The organism is Nocardioides donggukensis (assembly GCF_014842875.1).
In the GTDB taxonomy this organism is placed as follows: Bacteria; Actinomycetota; Actinomycetes; order Propionibacteriales; family Nocardioidaceae; genus Nocardioides; species Nocardioides donggukensis.
Genome location: NZ_JACYXZ010000002.1, coordinates 361,868 through 376,675, shown reverse-complemented (window position 1 = coordinate 376,675; position 14,808 = coordinate 361,868). Strand labels below are relative to the sequence as shown.

The window sequence follows — 14,808 nt, the reverse complement described above, 5'->3', positions numbered from 1 at the left end:
ACTCACTGCTTTGGCCTGATGGCCTCCGCAGGCAAGGATAGGAGCACCGATTCGACTCAGGAGCTGACTATGCAGGGCAACACCCGTCCCGTGGCCGTCCTCGGCGGCAACCGCATCCCGTTCGCGCGCCAGAACAGCGCCTACGCCCGCGCCTCGAACCAGGACATGCTCACCGCCGCCCTCGACGGGCTGGTCGACCGGTACGGCCTGCGCGGGGAGCGGCTCGGCGAGCTGGCCGCGGGCGCGGTGCTCAAGCACAGCCGGGACTTCAACCTGGCCCGGGAGACCGTGCTCGGGTCGAAGCTGTCGCCCGAGACCCCGGCGTACGACGTCCAGCAGGCGTGCGGCACCGGCCTGCAGGCGGCCATGCAGGTGGCCAACAAGATCGCCCTCGGCCAGATCGACTCGGGTGTGGCCGGAGGGGCCGACACCACCTCCGACGCGCCGATCGCCGTGGGCGAGGGGCTGCGCAAGGCGCTGCTCGAGGCCAGCCGGGCCCGAGACCTCAAGGGCCGGCTCGGTGCACTCGCGAAGATCCGCCCCGGCGACCTGGTGCCGGCGATCCCGCAGAACGGCGAGCCCCGCACGGGGCTGTCGATGGGCGAGCACGCCGCGCTGACCGCCCTGGAGTGGAGCATCACCCGGGAGGACCAGGACGAGCTGGCCGCCCGGTCGCACCACAACCTGGCCCGCGCCTACGACGAGGGCTTCCTCGACGACATGATGACCGGCTTCCTCGGCCACGAGCGGGACGAGAACCTGCGCCCGGGCTCGACCGTGGAGAAGCTCTCGACCCTCAAGCCGGTCTTCGGCAAGGGCGAGGCCGCGACGATGACCGCCGGCAACTCCACCCCTCTGACCGACGGCGCCTCCACGGTGCTGCTCTCCTCCGACGAGTGGGCTCAGGAGCACGACCTGCCGGTGCTGGCGCACCTGACCTGGTACGAGACCGCCGCCGTCGACTACGTCACCGGTCACGAGGGCCTGCTCATGGCGCCCGCCTACGCGATGCCACGGATGCTCGCCCGGGCCGGGATGAGCCTGCAGGACTTCGACTTCTACGAGATCCACGAGGCGTTCGCCTCGCAGGTGCTCAGCACCCTGAAGGCGTGGGAGGACCCGATCTTCTGCAAGGAGCGGCTCGGCCTGGACGCTCCGCTGGGCTCGATCGACCGGACCAAGCTGAACGTCAACGGCTCCTCGCTCGCCGCCGGCCACCCCTTCGCCGCGACCGGGGGCCGGATCCTGCACAACGCCGCCAAGCTGCTGGCCGAGAAGGGCGAGGGCAAGGCGGTCATCTCGATCTGTGCCGCGGGCGGCCAGGGCGTGACCGCGATCCTCGAGCGCTGATCAGCCGCCGGCGGCGAGCGCCAGGCCGGTCGCGACCAGGTACCTCTTGATCTGGTCGACCGACACCGGCGCCACCGTCGGCACGCCGGGGGCCAGCTCCTTGATGAGCAGCCCCACCCGGGCCAGCTGCAGGGCACCGAGCCCGCTGGCGTACATGTGGTTCGCCAGCAGGTTCGTGTCCTCGACCCGGAACTCACCGGAGGCGACGCCCTCGTCGAGGGCGTCGCTGAGGGTGCCCAGGCAGGCCGCGATGCCCCGGCCGAGGCGGAACATGGCCGCCTCGTTGATCTCGGCGAACAGCTCCGAGCCGGAGCGCCGCATCAGCGCCTGGGCACAGTCGACGAACGCGGGGTACTCGATGCCGAAGTCGACGAACGCCTCGACCACGGCCGCCAGCCGGTCGCGGGGGCGGGTGTGCCCGTCGGCGGCTGCCACCAGCCGCTCGCGGAGCTCCTCGAGGTAGCCGACGACGGTCAACGCGAAGAGCTCCTCCTTGCCGGAGAAGTGCCGGTAGATGATCGCCCGGTTGGTGCCGACCGCCTTCGCGATGTCCTCGATCTGGGCGTCCCGCACGCCGCGCTCGTCGAAGAGCGCCCTGGTGGCGGCCAGGATCTCCTGCTCGCGGAGTCGGCGCCGGGTGGCGGCGGCGTTGCCCCGTCGGGGCGCGCTCGCCTGGGGGTCGGGTCCGGCGCTCTCGCTCATGCGGCGATCCTAGACAAGTGTGTAACTGCGTGTCGCACACGTTGCTGACTGCTGTGCCGACGAGCGTCCGGTCGGGGCGGTACTGCCCGGGCGGGGCGGGCCGGTCAGGAGGTGCGTCGCCCCCCGGCGAAGTAGGCGAGCGGCCCGACCGGCTGGACGGTCACCCCGAGCGCCCACAGCCACTTCGGACCGCGGACCTCGCTGCGCGGGCGTCGGGCCAGGTCCCACAGGGCCGCGGTCGTCGCGAGGGCCTCGGCGACGCCGATGACGGCGACCACCTTCTGCTGCCCGGGGGAGAGGTCGCTCCACTGCTTGATGCTGGCTGGCATGGGCCTGAGCGTACGCGGCAGTCGGGTCGTGTGCCTGAGACCGGGCTATAGCGCGTTCTCAGGCACACGATGACCACGTGCAGGTCGTAGGAGGCGAGAGGAATCCGCGCCACGCTGGCCGGGTCGAGCCGCCATTCCAGCACGGTCCGCTCGATCACCACCGCGCCGGGCAGGCAACCTTCAGCCTCGCGGCTTGCCTCCGGCCGGATATCGACAAGGACAGCGCCGTCCTGCTGAGCCCCGTGTGCTTCACGTGGAGTGAGCCGCGCCAGCCGTGACCGCGCCTCACTCAGCAGTTGGTCGATACTGCGTCGCCTCGGTGTCCCACTGTTCCTCGTCGGCATGCCGACAGTGTGCCCACTTCCGCGCCTCCATGAAGGCTCGTCCCCTCATCGGCTTGAGCGGGCTCTGCCCGCAGTGCGGCAGCGGTGCGCGTGCATCAAAGGTCGAGCAGCAGCCCGAGCGTCTCGCGCACCTCGCCGAGGACGACCGGGCCGACATTTCCTGTGCGCTCGCGGATGCGCGTCGTGGCCACGGAGCGCACATGCTGGCACTGCGCGGAGGAAGGGGCCTCCAGACCGTTGCCCTCATCCGGGCCGATGATCACCTCGGTGCTGCTCTGGCGGATCGCACGGGTCAGCGGGACCACCTGGACGACGTTCGGGCCACCCTTCAGGATTCGTTGCGCAGTCACGACGATGGCCGGTCGACGTAGTCCGGCCTCGCTCCCAGCTGGCGTTCCGAGTTCCAGGTCGACGACGTCACCCGGCGTCAGCATCCAGCCACGCCGTCTCGTCGTCGGCGAGCTCCGCCGCAAGGTCTCGCGCCATAGCGTCCTGGCGCAGCGCTCGGAGCGCCTTGCTCACCGTCTCGTCGATCGTCTCGTGGCGTTCGGCTGCCAATCGAGTCACTCGCGCATGCGTGTCCCGACTGATGCGGATCGTCGTCGTCTCGGCCATGACATCATGGTAGTGCGGTGTAGACAGATCCGTCTACATCGCCCGTCGACCCCTCATCGGCTTGAGCGGGGCGATCCTGGCTGGAGCAGACCCCGCACGCTCTCGATCGTGTCGGCCTCGGACGCTGTCTTGTCGTCGCGGTAGCGCACGACCCGCGCGAACCGGAGCGCGACGCCGCCGGGGTAGCGGGTGGAGCGCTGGACTCCGTCGTAGGCGATCTCCACGACCTGCTCGGGCCGGACGTGCACCACGTGAGCCTCGCGGCGCGTCGTCAGCCCGGTGAACCGCTCGGTCTGCCAGGCCAGCATCTCGTCGGTCATCCCCTTGCGCGCGGTCTCGGAGCGCGGTTGTACGCGGATGGCCGCGGGTGCTCGCTCGGAGGTCGGGTCGTGTGCCTGAGACCGGGCTATAGCGCGTTCTCAGGCACACGACCCCATGCCCACCGCTCATCGGCTTGAGCGGGGCGACCCTGGTTGGAGCAGACCCCGCACGCTCTCGATCGTGTCGGCCTCGGATGCTGTCTTGTCGTCGCGGTAGCGCACGACCCGCGCGAACCGGAGCGCGACGCCGCCGGGGTAGCGGGTGGAGCGCTGGACTCCGTCGTAGGCGATCTCCACGACCTGCTCGGGCCGGACGTGCACCACGTGAGCCTCGCGGTGCGTCATCAGCTCGGTGAACCGCTCGGTCTGCCAGGCCAGCATCTCGTCGGTCATCCCCTTGAACGTCTTGCCGACCATGACCAGCTCGCCGGTGGTCGCGTCCCGGGCCCCGAGGTGGATGTTGGACAGCGTGCCGGTCCGCCGGCCGGAGCCGGGCTCGACGGCGAGCACCACCAGGTCGACGGTGTGCACCGGCTTGACCTTGACCCAGCCGGCCCCGCGCCGACCCGCGGCGTAGGGCGCGTCCAGTGACTTGAGCACCACGCCCTCGTGGCCGGCCCCGACCGCCGCGTCGTACCAGGCTCGCGCCTCCTCGGCGCTGCCCGCCACCCGACGGGGCACCAGGTGCTGCTCCGGCACCAGGCGGGCGAGCCGGTCCGAGCGCTCCCGGGCCGGGGTGTCCAGGAGGTCGTGGTCGCCCTCGAGCAGCAGGTCGAAGAAGTACGGCGTGATCGCGACGCCGTCGGTCGAGGCGGTGCGGGACGCGGTGTCCTGGAAGGGCAGCGGCCGTCCGTCGGGGCCGATCGCGATCGCCTCCCCGTCCAGCACCAGCCGGTCGCCCGGCAAGTCGGAGACGACCCGGACCACCTCCGGCAGCCGGTGCGTGATGTCGTCCAGGCTGCGCGTCACCAGCCGGACCTCGCCGTCGACCCGGTGGGCCTGGATCCGAATGCCGTCCAGCTTCCAGTCCACCGCCACCGGCACCTCGCCCAGCTTCTCCACCGCCGCGGTCACGTCGGGTGCGCTTGCGGCGAGCATCGGCAGCACCGGACGGCCGGCCTCGATCCGGAGCGCGGCCAGCCCCTGCTCGCCCTCGGTGAGCGCCAGCTCGGCGATGCCCGACGTGGAGCCGGTGAGCATGGCGGCCCTGCGGACGGCGGCGACGGGCACCCCGGCCGCCTGGGCGAGTGCCTCCTGGACCACCGCGTCGAGGGCGCCCTGGCGCAGCTCTCCGGTGACCAGCCCACGCAGCCAACCCTGCTCGGCGGCCGTCGCCCGGCCGAACAGGCTGCGCACCAGGGCGGCGCGGGCGTCCTGGGACCCCGCCCCGGCTGTCGCCGCGAGCCGGGAGAACGCCGTGTCCGTCTCGGCCACGGTGAGACCCGGGACCTCGGCCGGGTCCGGAAGCTCGCGGAGGCCTCGCCAGCCCACACCGGTACGCCGCTGGGGGAGGCTGCCGGCGAGGTAGGAGCAGGCCAGCGCCGCCTCCGCGACGTCCACCTCGCGCAGCACGGCGGCCAGCAGCGAGACCTTCGTCTTGCGGGACCGGGTCGCGGCGACCGCCGCCGACGCCTCCACCAGCGTGTTCAGGAGCATGTCGGCCAATCTGCCGGGCCGGACCCCGGTCCGCAACGCTGGGGCGGCACTGGGGTTGACCGCCCGCGACGGGCGTGTTCCCTTCGAAGAGCGGAAACCGGTTCGACTCAGACGGGGGAGTCATGAGGTTCTGGATCCCGGCGCTCGTGGGGGGCGCCTTCACTCTCGCTGCCGGAGCGGTCGCCTCCGGGGCCACCGGCGCGGTCGAGTCGGCAGCGCCGGCGACGCCGGGCACGGTCACGGTCGTCACGGCCGTTCCGGACAGTTCGCTCGAGGTGCGCATCGACGGGGAGGCGGTCGCGGCCACCGGCGCCGTGACCGATCCCGTCGAGCTGGCACCCGGCTCGCACGAGGTCTGGTTCGGTGCCGACGGTGCCGCGCCGGATGAGGGAGTGACCTCGGCGTTCCGGGTCCGGTCCGGCGCGACGCTCGACCTGGTGATCCACCGACCCGCCACCGTGGACGGGGACCCGGTCGTCAGCTCCTTCCCGATGCCCACGAAGCCGATCGGCCCCGGCAAGGCCAGGGTGCTGCTCGCCCACACGGCCACGGTGCCACCGGCGGACGTGCGCGTGAACGGCGAGACGGTCTTCACGAACATCGCGAACGGCGAGTTCGCCACGGCCGACCTCCCGGGCGGCAGCCACCGGGTGGCGCTCCTGCCGACCGGACGGACCAGCGACCCGATCCTCGGTCCGCTCGACCTCGCGGTCGAGGCCGGGACGGTGACGATGGTCTACGCGGTGGGCAACCCGCGGGACGGCTCGATGGACGTGGTCGCCCACACGGCGTCGCTGAGCGCCGACGGCACCGTGGCCCCCGACACCATCCGCACCGGCTCGGCGGGGCTGGCGGCCGAACGGGTGGTCGTTCCCTTCGGGCCCGGATGAGACTGCTCCGGTGGATCCTGCCGGCCCTGCTCCTCGTGGCCGCGGTCGCGGGCGCGTCGGCGGCCCTGACCGAGCCGGATCCGTCGGCGCCCGACGTGACCGGGTCGCAGGCGCGGGCGCGGCCACCGGAGGCTCCAACCGGCTCGGAGAGCGCCCCGCCCGAGGTCAGGCGGGCCCGCCCCGCTGACTCCGTCAGGGCACCGGAGGCGCCCCGCAGGGTCACGCTGCCGGGAGGTGCGGTGGTGCCGGTCCGCGCCGTCGGCACCCGACCGGACGGTCGGCTCGCCGTGCCGCGGAGCGTGGCGCAAGCCGGGTGGTGGCGAGGCGGCTCCCGTCTGGGGGACCCCTTCGGGGCGACGCTGGTGGCCGCGCACATCGACTCCACGACCCGCGGCCTGGGCCCGTTCGCGGGCCTGCTCACGGTGCGCGCGGGCGACCGGGTCGTGCTCGGCTCGCGGAGCCTGCGGCAGGAGCATCGCGTGGAGTCGTTGCGGCTGATCCCCCAGGGGTCGCTGGCCGACCGAGCTGGGCTGCACTCCCCACGCGGCCCGCGGCGGCTGGTCCTGGTGACCTGCGCCCCGCCCTACGACAGGGCACGGGGCGGGTACCAGCACCTCGCGGTGGTCACGGCCCGTCCCGTGGGCCCCCCGGTCCACACGGGTCGGCCATGAGCGGCAAGAGGCCGCCGCGCCCGTTGCCGGAGCAGCGTCGGCCGGGCGGCAGACACCCGCCCGACCCCCGTCCCGACCACCGGCCGCACCCTCAGCCGCGACCTCAGGTGGGACCGGCACCGGGCCGCCCGCAGGTGCCCCGGCCGCGCGGCGTCCCGGTCGCCCGCAGTCCGGCGTCGACACCGACGCCGGCTCCCGCACCGGCTCCCGCGCCGGCCCCCGCCCCCGTCGACGGGCGGACCGGTGAGGAGGAGCTCGGGCGCCCACCCGCCTCGGTCCTGCTGCTGGCCACCGGGCTGCTGGCCGCCGTGATCGTCGCCGGGGGCTGGTTGGTGCTCCGGGAGCCTCCGGATCCCGCGCCGCCTGCGTCCTCGGCGCCGGCAACCGTGCCGGAGCCTCCGGCACCACTGACACCGGACTCCGACCGGGTGGAGAGCGTCGTCGAGGCCTCGGGAGCGGTGACCGTCCGGCACTGGATCAGGGGCAGGGGGCTGCTGTTCGGCATCGAGCTGTCCCCTCCGGTGCCCTACCCGCCGGGCTCCGCGACGGTCGTCGCCAGGAACGTGCGCGTCGTCGCCGGGGGCACCGAGGTGCCAGGACCGACCCGGATCCGCGAGACGACGTTCTACGCGTTCGTGGGCGAGGAGGAGGTGTACGTGAGCTATCGACTCGTGGGCGCGGTCGAGGAGACCGGCACGGTGCCCGGTCGCGGGCTGGCCCGGGCCACCAGCCTGGTCCTCGGGGTCGCGGAGGGGCTCGGCACCTCGACCCGCACGGTGGTGGGCGCCGAGGTGCTGAACCTGGCCTGCAAGCGACCGACCCCGACGGCGCGGCTGCGACCGTGTGGCGAGGAGGGCCCGGACGGTTGGCAGGTGGTGCTCGGCGACGAGGCCACGCGCGACCAGGTGGTCGCCCAGCTCGAGCTCTCCTGACCACGGCTCACTGGAGCCGCAGGCATACTGGCCGGGTGCGGACCCGAGACTGGCGACCGGCGTGGCCCTGCCCGGCCGGCCGGATCCTCGCCGCCCACCGGCGCGGCGGGGGCGACCCGACGTACCGCATCGACCAGGCCGGCGGGCACTGGCGCGGTATCGGGAGCCCCGAGGGCCCGGCCACGCTGCACGTGACGACCCGGGCCGCGGACGGTGTCGTCGTGGCCCGGGCCTGGGGCCCGGGTGCCGACTGGGTGCTGGACGGGCTCCCGGCACTGCTCGGCGCGGACGACGACGTGACCGGCTTCGAGCCGCGGCACCCGGTCCTCGAGGACGCCTGGCGTCGGCACCCGCACTGGCGCATCGGCCGGTCGCGGCTGGTGCTGGAGGCGCTGGTGCCGGCGGTCATCGAGCAGAAGGTCACCGGCCAGGAGGCGTTCAAGGGCTTCCGGCACCTGGTGCAGCGGCACGGCGAGCCGGCCCCGGGACCGGAGGCGGCCCGGCTGGGGCTCCGGGTGCAGCCGGGGGCGGAGCGGCTGCGGGCCATCCCGTCGTGGGAGTGGCTGCACCTGCACATCGACCCGGCCCGGTCCAGGACCCTGGTCCGGGCGGCGGGGCTGGCCACGGCGCTCGAGCGGACCAGCACCGTCGACCACCCGGAGGCGGACCGTCGACTCAGGACCGTCCCCGGCATCGGGGTCTGGACCAGCGCCGAGGTCCGGGTCCGCGCCCACGGCGACCCGGACGCCGTCAGCTTCGGTGACTACCACGTGGCCAAGGACGTCGGCTGGGCGCTGACCGGGACGCCGGTGGACGACGACGGTCTGGCCACCCTGCTCGAGCCGTGGCGACCGCACCGGCACCGGGTGCAGGCGCTGGTCGGGATGGCCGGGCTCCACCGTCCGCGGCGCGGCCCGAGGATGGCGCCGCGCACCCACCTGCCGGCTCGTTAGCCCCGGGACGCCTCGTGCCGGGCCTGTGGCGTCCGGTGCAGCCACAGCACGGCCGGGGCCAGCAGCAGGCTGAGCAGCCCCCCGGCCAGGGAGAGCACGGCGAAGCTCGAGGCGGCCACCACGACGCCGGACAGCGCGCCGCCGGTGGCGCCCGACAGCGCGATGAGGACGTCGACGGCCCCCTGGGTGCGGGCCCGGGTCCGCACCGGGGTGGAGTCGACGACCAGCGCCGTCCCCGAGATCAGCCCGAAGTTCCAGCCCAGCCCGAGCAGAACCAGCGCCAGCGCGATGGCCGGGGTGGACTCGGGCGGCGCCACCGCCGAGGTCAGGCCGGCGGCCAGCAGGGTGCCCGCGGCGGCCAGTGCCATGGGCACCCGGCCGACCCGGTCGACGAGCCGGCCGGTCACCAGCGACGGCAGGAACATCGCGCCCACGTGCAGGCCGATGACGAAGCCCACCTCGCCGAGGTCGTGCTGGTGCGCCCGCATGTGGACCGGGGTCATCGTCATGATCGCGACCATCGCCACCTGGGTGAGCACCATGACCGTCGCACCGACCGCCAGCCCCGGGTTGACCCCGGCCAGGAGGCCGACCGGGGCGGGTCGCTCCTCTGCCGGCGCCGGGGGGTCGTCGGGGACCAGCGCCCGCGCCACCAGGTAGGGGTCCGGGCGGAGGAAGGTCAGGAGCACCACGCCCGCGAGCAGGTAGGCGACGCAGGCCAGCAGGAAGGGCCCGGCCAGCGCCGGGATCCCCAGGCCGGTGGCGATCTCGCCGGTGAGGCCGACCGAGTTGGGTCCGGCCACGGCCCCGAAGGTGGTGGCGACCATGGCGATGCTGACCGCGCGGCCACGGCGGTCGGGGCCGGCCAGGTCGGTGCCGGCGTAGCGGGCCTGCAGGTTCGTCGACGTGCCGGCGCCGTAGACGAACAGGCCGACGAAGAGCAGCACCGGGTCGTCGCGGATCGCCGCCAGCACGATCGCCGCGGCGCCGAGGGCCCCGGCGAGGAAGCCGGCCCCCAGCCCCGCCCGTCGGCCGGACCGGTGCGACAGGCGGCCCACGCCGAGGGCCGCCACCGCGGAGCCGACCGTGAACAGCGCCACCGGCAGGCCGGCGACCGCGGCCCCGCCGAGCATGTCCTGTGCCAGCAGGGCGCCGACGGTCACGCCGGCCGCGAGCCCGGCCCCACCGAACACCTGGGAGACCACGACCACCGCGAGGCTGCGCCGGTAGAGGGCCTCCAGGTCGAGGTCCTGACCGGGGGCGGAGGTCATGAGGGGGCGACCGTCACAGCAGCGGGCGGAGCGGGCGGAGCACGGCCTCGGTGAAGCGACGGTAGACGTCCCGCGACTCCCACTCGTCGCGGGTCAGCTCGGCGCAGTTCGACAGGTCGGTGGCGTAGATCCGCTCCATCGCCTCGGCCATGCCGGTGTCGATCATCTCCAGGTTGATCTCGTAGTTGCCCTGCATGCTCAGGCGGTCGACGTTGGCGGTGCCGATCGTGGACCAGCTGCCGTCGATCGTGGCCGTCTTGGCGTGCACCATCGCGTCCCGGAACCGGAAGATCCGGACCCCCGCCTCGAGCATCTCGCTGAAGTAGCCGCGCGAGATCCAGTCGGCCACGATGTGGTTGGACTTGCGCGGCAGCAGCAGGCGCACGTCGACGCCGCGCTGCGCGGCACCGCACAGCGAGTCGACGAAGTCCTGGTCGGGGATGAAGTAGGCGTGGGTGAGCCAGATGTTGTCGGTGGCGCGGTTGATCGCCTCGAGGTACATCGACCGGATCGGGAACATCCACAGCCGCGGCACGTTCCGGTGCACGCGGATCCGGGACTCCCACATCGACGACGTCTCGAGCAGCAGCGGCCGCTCGCTGGCGCGGAACCGCTTGCGCCGGTGCAGGTTCCAGAAGTCCGCGAACGCCCGCTTGAGGTCCCAGACGCCGGGTCCGGTGACCCGGCAGTGGGTGTCGCGCCACTCGGTGGCGTAGGCGGCGCCGATGTTGTAGCCGCCGACGAAGCCCACCTCGTCGTCCACGACCAGGATCTTGCGGTGGTCCCGGCCGTAACGGCGCAGGTCGAAGAAGCGCCAGCCCGCGTTGTAGACCGGGTAGGGCAGCACCTTCACCGAGTCCGCGAACCGCTTGAACCGCGGGTCGACGACGAGGTTGGCGAACGCGTCGTAGATCACGTACACGTCGACGCCGCGCTCGGCGGCCTCGGTGATGGCCCGCTTGAAGCGCTCCCCGACCTCGTCGCCCTTCCAGATGTAGGTCTCGAGCAGGATCTGCCGTCGCGCCCCCGCGATGGCGGCCAGCATGTCGTCGTACAGGTCCTGGCCGTAGGTGTACGTCGTGACCTCGCCGTCGCCGACCGTGACCGTCGTCGGGCTGGTGGCCGGGAACGGCTTCGGCTTCTTGTTGCGCCGGCGGTAGGAGTCCACGAGGGTCAGGCTCGCCGCGAGCACGACCTGGAGTCCGAGCGTGGCGAGCAGGATCCTCCGGACGAGGGAGAACAGGTCGTCGCTCAGGGGTCGGGAACGGGGCACGGGAGCCAATCTAGCGGGACTGTCGGTGCCGGCACGTAGGCTCGGCGGCATGCGACCGACCACGGACCTGGAGCGCCGGGTGGCCCCCTTCGCGGTGCAGTCCGACTACCAGCCCGCGGGCGACCAGCCCGCCGCGATCAAGGAGATCGCCCAGCGCATCGACGGCGGGGTCCACGACGTCGTGCTGCTCGGCGCGACCGGCACCGGCAAGACCGCCACGGTCGCGTGGGTGGCCGAGCAGGTGCAGCGCCCGCTGCTGGTGATGCAGCCCAACAAGACGCTCGCCGCGCAGTTCGCCAACGAGCTGCGCCAGCTCTTCCCCGACAACGCGGTCGAGTACTTCGTCAGCTACTACGACTACTACCAGCCCGAGGCCTACGTCCCCCAGACCGACACCTACATCGAGAAGGACTCCTCGATCAACGAGGAGGTGGAGCGGCTGCGGCACTCGGCGACCAACTCGCTGCTGACCCGGCGCGACGTGATCGTGGTCTCGACGGTGTCCTGCATCTACGGCCTCGGCACCCCCCAGGAGTACGTCGACCGGATGATCCGGCTGAGGGTGGGGGAGGAGCACGACCGGGACTCCATCCTGCGCCGGCTGGTCGAGATCCAGTACGCCCGCAACGACATGGCGTTCACCCGCGGCACGTTCCGGGTGCGCGGGGACACCCTCGAGATCTTCCCGGTCTACGAGGAGCTCGCGGTCCGGATCGAGTTCTTCGGCGACGAGGTGGAGCGGCTGATGACGCTGCACCCGGTGACCGGCGAGGTGGTGACCGAGGACCAGGAGCTCTACGTCTTCCCGGCCACCCACTACGTCGCCGGCCCCGAGCGCATGGAGCGCGCCATCGCCGGCATCGAGGCCGAGCTGGCCGAGCAGCTCGAGACCTTCGAGCGCCAGGGCAAGCTGCTCGAGGCCCAGCGGCTCCGCATGCGCACCACCTACGACGTCGAGATGATGCGACAGGTCGGCTCCTGCTCGGGCATCGAGAACTACTCCATGCACATCGACGGCCGCAGCCGGGGGAGCGCACCCAACTGCCTGCTCGACTACTTCCCCGAGGACTTCGTGCTGGTCGTCGACGAGTCCCACGTCGCCGTGCCCCAGATCGGCGGCATGTACGAGGGCGACATGTCGCGCAAGCGGAACCTGGTCGACCACGGGTTCCGGCTGCCCAGCGCTATGGACAACCGGCCGCTGCGCTGGGAGGAGTTCCTCGACCGGATCGGGCAGACGATCTACCTCTCCGCCACCCCGGGCAACTACGAGCTGGACAAGGTCGGAGGCGACGTGGTCGAGCAGATCATCCGGCCGACCGGACTGATCGACCCCGAGGTGGTGGTGAAGCCGACGACGGGCCAGATCGACGACCTGATCCACCAGATCCGCGAGCGCACCGAGAAGAACGAGCGGGTGCTGGTCACCACGCTGACCAAGAAGATGTCCGAGGACCTCACCGACTACCTGCTCGACGCCGGGGTGCGCACCCGCTACCTGCACAGCGAGGTCGACACGCTCAAGCGGATCGAGCTGTTGCGCGACCTGCGCCTCGGCGAGTACGACGTCCTGGTCGGCATCAACCTGCTCCGGGAGGGGCTCGACCTGCCGGAGGTGTCGCTGGTCGCGATCCTGGACGCCGACAAGGAGGGCTTCCTGCGCTCGGACAAGTCCCTCATCCAGACCATCGGCCGGGCCGCGCGCAACGTCTCCGGCCAGGTGATCATGTACGCCGACAAGATCACGCCGTCGATGGAGTCCGCGATCGACGAGACCAACCGGCGGCGTGAGAAGCAGGTCGCCTACAACACCGAGCGCGGGCTCGACCCGCAGCCGCTGCGCAAGAAGATCGCGGACATCACCGAGATGCTGGCCCGCGAGGATGAGTCGACCGCCGAGCTGCTGCAGACCTGGCAGAGCAACGACCCGAAGTCGAAGAAGGCGCCGGTCCCCGGGCTCTCCCGCCTCGACGGCTCCGGTCACGCCGCCGACCTGGCCGGCATGCCGAGCGCCGACCTGGCCCAGCTGATCCAGGAGCTGACCGACCAGATGCACAACGCCGCGACCGAGCTGCAGTTCGAGGTCGCGGCCCGGCTTCGCGACGAGATCTCGGAGCTCAAGAAGGAGCTGCGGCAGATGCTCGAGGCGACGAAGTGAGGGTTCCGCCGAGGCTGGCCTAGGCTGCGGCGGTGAGGATCGCTGCCCGACCCCGTGGCGCCTGGACCGTGTGGCTGGTCGGCCTGCTGGTCTACATGCTCGCCGTGTTCCACCGCTCCTCGCTGGGCGTGGCCGGCCTCGCCGCCACCGAGCGGTTCGACATCTCCGCCGCGCAGCTGGCGACGTTCACGATGCTGCAGCTGCTGGTCTACGCCGGGATGCAGATCCCGGTCGGGCTGCTGGTCGACCGGTTCGGGTCTCGCACCGTGCTGCTGCTCGGGATCGTGCTGATCACCGCCGCCCAGGTCGGGTTCGCCTTCGCCCAGCACTACCCGGTGGCGCTGGTGGCCCGGGCCTTCGTCGGTGTCGGCGACGCGATGACGTTCATCTGCGTGCTGCGTCTGGTCAGCACCTGGTTCCCGGTGCGACGGATCCCACTGGTCACCCAGCTGACCGGCACCCTCGGCCAGCTCGGGGCGGTCGGCGCCGCGGTACCCATGACCTGGGCGCTGGCCGGCCTCGGCTGGACCCGCGCCTACCTGGTGGCGGCGTCGCTCGGGGTCGGCCTGGCGGTCGCCGCCCTCCTCCTGCTGCACGACTCCCCGCAGGCCCGGAACCTGCGCGGGCCGCGGCTCTCGCTGGCCGCCGTACGCCGCAGCCTGGCGGCGTCCTGGGCGCACCCGGGCACCCGGCTCGGCTTCTGGATCCACTTCACCACGCAGTTCAGCACCACGGTGATGAGCCTGCTGTGGGGCTACCCCTTCCTGGTCCGGGGCGAGGGCCGCAGCCCCGCGGTGGCCGGGCTGCTGCTCACGCTGATCGTGGTGGCGATCATGGTGGCCGGCCCGGTGCTCGGATGGCTGGTGGGCAACCACCCCTGGGAGCGCTCGACGATGGTCCTGGCGATCGTCGCGGCGATCGTCGCGATCTGGACGGTGGTCCTGCTCTGGCCGGGCGAGGCGCCGCTCGGCCTGCTCGTGGTCCTGGCGCTGGTGATCGGGGTCGGCGGGCCGGCCTCGCTGATCGGGCTCGACGTGGGCCGCACGTCGAATCCGCCCGAGCGGATGGCCTCGGTGTCGGGGATCATCAACCAAGGCGGTTTCTCGGCGTCGCTGATCCTGGTCGTGGCGATCGGCCTGGTGCTGGACTGGCGCACCGCGGGCGATTCCACGGCGTACACGCCGGAGGCGTTCCGGTGGGCGATGAGCACGCAGTACGCACTCTGGGCCGTGGGCATCGTCCAGATCTGGCGGTGGCGCGGCCGGACCCGCGCCGTGATCGACCGCGACGAGCTGATGGCCGCCACCGGCCGATGAGGGCCCGGGCGGCGGACCGGGCGTGATC

At 72.6% G+C, this 14,808-nt stretch carries 15 protein-coding genes; 7 read left to right on the top strand and 8 right to left on the bottom strand.

Annotation, left to right across the window (positions count from 1 at the left end):
* Positions 1 to 69: 69 nt before the first annotated feature.
* The gene (locus tag IE331_RS08155) at positions 70 to 1,350 is read left to right on the top strand and encodes an acetyl-CoA C-acetyltransferase (RefSeq protein WP_192142406.1); all 1,281 of its coding nucleotides are present in this window, start codon (positions 70 to 72) and stop codon (positions 1,348 to 1,350) included.
* Here the strand turns inward: IE331_RS08155 and IE331_RS08150 are convergent, their stop codons facing one another.
* The 6 genes from IE331_RS08150 to IE331_RS08125 all read right to left on the bottom strand — a co-directional run bounded on the left by IE331_RS08150 (position 1,351) and on the right by IE331_RS08125 (position 5,316).
* Positions 1,351 to 2,052, bottom strand: a complete 702-nt coding sequence (locus tag IE331_RS08150; protein ID WP_192142404.1) for a TetR/AcrR family transcriptional regulator — start codon at positions 2,050 to 2,052, stop codon at positions 1,351 to 1,353.
* Positions 2,053 to 2,156: 104 nt separating this feature from the next.
* Positions 2,157 to 2,381, bottom strand: coding sequence for a PLDc N-terminal domain-containing protein (locus IE331_RS08145; protein WP_192142402.1), 225 nt, complete (start codon positions 2,379 to 2,381; stop codon positions 2,157 to 2,159).
* A gap of 439 nt (positions 2,382 to 2,820) precedes the next feature.
* Positions 2,821 to 3,159: a type II toxin-antitoxin system PemK/MazF family toxin gene (locus IE331_RS08140; RefSeq protein ID WP_192142400.1), complete on the bottom strand. Its 339-nt coding sequence runs from the start codon at positions 3,157 to 3,159 to the stop codon at positions 2,821 to 2,823.
* Positions 3,143 to 3,340, bottom strand: a complete 198-nt coding sequence (locus IE331_RS08135) for a hypothetical protein (protein ID WP_192142398.1) — start codon at positions 3,338 to 3,340, stop codon at positions 3,143 to 3,145. Before IE331_RS08135 ends, IE331_RS08140 begins: the two co-directional genes overlap by 17 nt.
* Before the next feature lie 53 nt (positions 3,341 to 3,393).
* Positions 3,394 to 3,660, bottom strand: coding sequence for an ATP dependent DNA ligase (locus IE331_RS08130; protein WP_201931430.1), 267 nt, complete (start codon positions 3,658 to 3,660; stop codon positions 3,394 to 3,396).
* 126 nt (positions 3,661 to 3,786) lie between these two features.
* Positions 3,787 to 5,316: an ATP-dependent DNA ligase gene (locus IE331_RS08125; protein ID WP_192142396.1), complete on the bottom strand. Its 1,530-nt coding sequence runs from the start codon at positions 5,314 to 5,316 to the stop codon at positions 3,787 to 3,789.
* 122 nt (positions 5,317 to 5,438) lie between these two features.
* Between IE331_RS08125 and IE331_RS08120 the strand changes: the two genes are divergently transcribed.
* From IE331_RS08120 to IE331_RS08105, 4 genes are all read left to right on the top strand, one after another.
* Positions 5,439 to 6,206: a DUF4397 domain-containing protein gene (locus IE331_RS08120; protein ID WP_192142394.1), complete on the top strand. Its 768-nt coding sequence runs from the start codon at positions 5,439 to 5,441 to the stop codon at positions 6,204 to 6,206.
* The gene (locus IE331_RS08115; protein ID WP_192142392.1) at positions 6,203 to 6,877 is read left to right on the top strand and encodes a class F sortase; all 675 of its coding nucleotides are present in this window, start codon (positions 6,203 to 6,205) and stop codon (positions 6,875 to 6,877) included. Before IE331_RS08120 ends, IE331_RS08115 begins: the two co-directional genes overlap by 4 nt.
* A gap of 134 nt (positions 6,878 to 7,011) precedes the next feature.
* Positions 7,012 to 7,809, top strand: coding sequence for a hypothetical protein (locus tag IE331_RS08110; protein ID WP_192142390.1), 798 nt, complete (start codon positions 7,012 to 7,014; stop codon positions 7,807 to 7,809).
* 35 nt (positions 7,810 to 7,844) lie between these two features.
* Complete coding sequence (locus tag IE331_RS08105; protein WP_192142388.1) at positions 7,845 to 8,762, top strand: DNA-3-methyladenine glycosylase family protein; 918 nt, start codon at positions 7,845 to 7,847, stop codon at positions 8,760 to 8,762.
* Here IE331_RS08105 and IE331_RS08100 read toward each other — a convergent pair.
* Together IE331_RS08100 and IE331_RS08095 are read right to left on the bottom strand one after the other, a co-directional pair.
* Positions 8,759 to 10,033, bottom strand: a complete 1,275-nt coding sequence (locus IE331_RS08100) for an MFS transporter (protein WP_192142385.1) — start codon at positions 10,031 to 10,033, stop codon at positions 8,759 to 8,761. The two genes, IE331_RS08105 and IE331_RS08100, sit on opposite strands and share 4 nt — an antisense overlap.
* Positions 10,034 to 10,046: 13 nt before the next feature.
* Entirely contained in the window at positions 10,047 to 11,306 is a 1,260-nt protein-coding gene (locus IE331_RS08095) for a phospholipase D-like domain-containing protein (RefSeq protein WP_201931428.1), read from the bottom strand.
* Between the two features lie 49 nt (positions 11,307 to 11,355).
* Here IE331_RS08095 and uvrB point away from each other — a divergent pair, with 49 nt between their 5' ends.
* Positions 11,356 to 13,464, top strand: coding sequence for an excinuclease ABC subunit UvrB (uvrB, locus tag IE331_RS08090; RefSeq protein ID WP_201931426.1), 2,109 nt, complete (start codon positions 11,356 to 11,358; stop codon positions 13,462 to 13,464).
* A 32-nt stretch (positions 13,465 to 13,496) separates the two neighbouring features.
* Positions 13,497 to 14,780, top strand: a complete 1,284-nt coding sequence (locus tag IE331_RS08085) for an MFS transporter (protein ID WP_201931424.1) — start codon at positions 13,497 to 13,499, stop codon at positions 14,778 to 14,780.
* Positions 14,781 to 14,808: the final 28 nt, after the last annotated feature.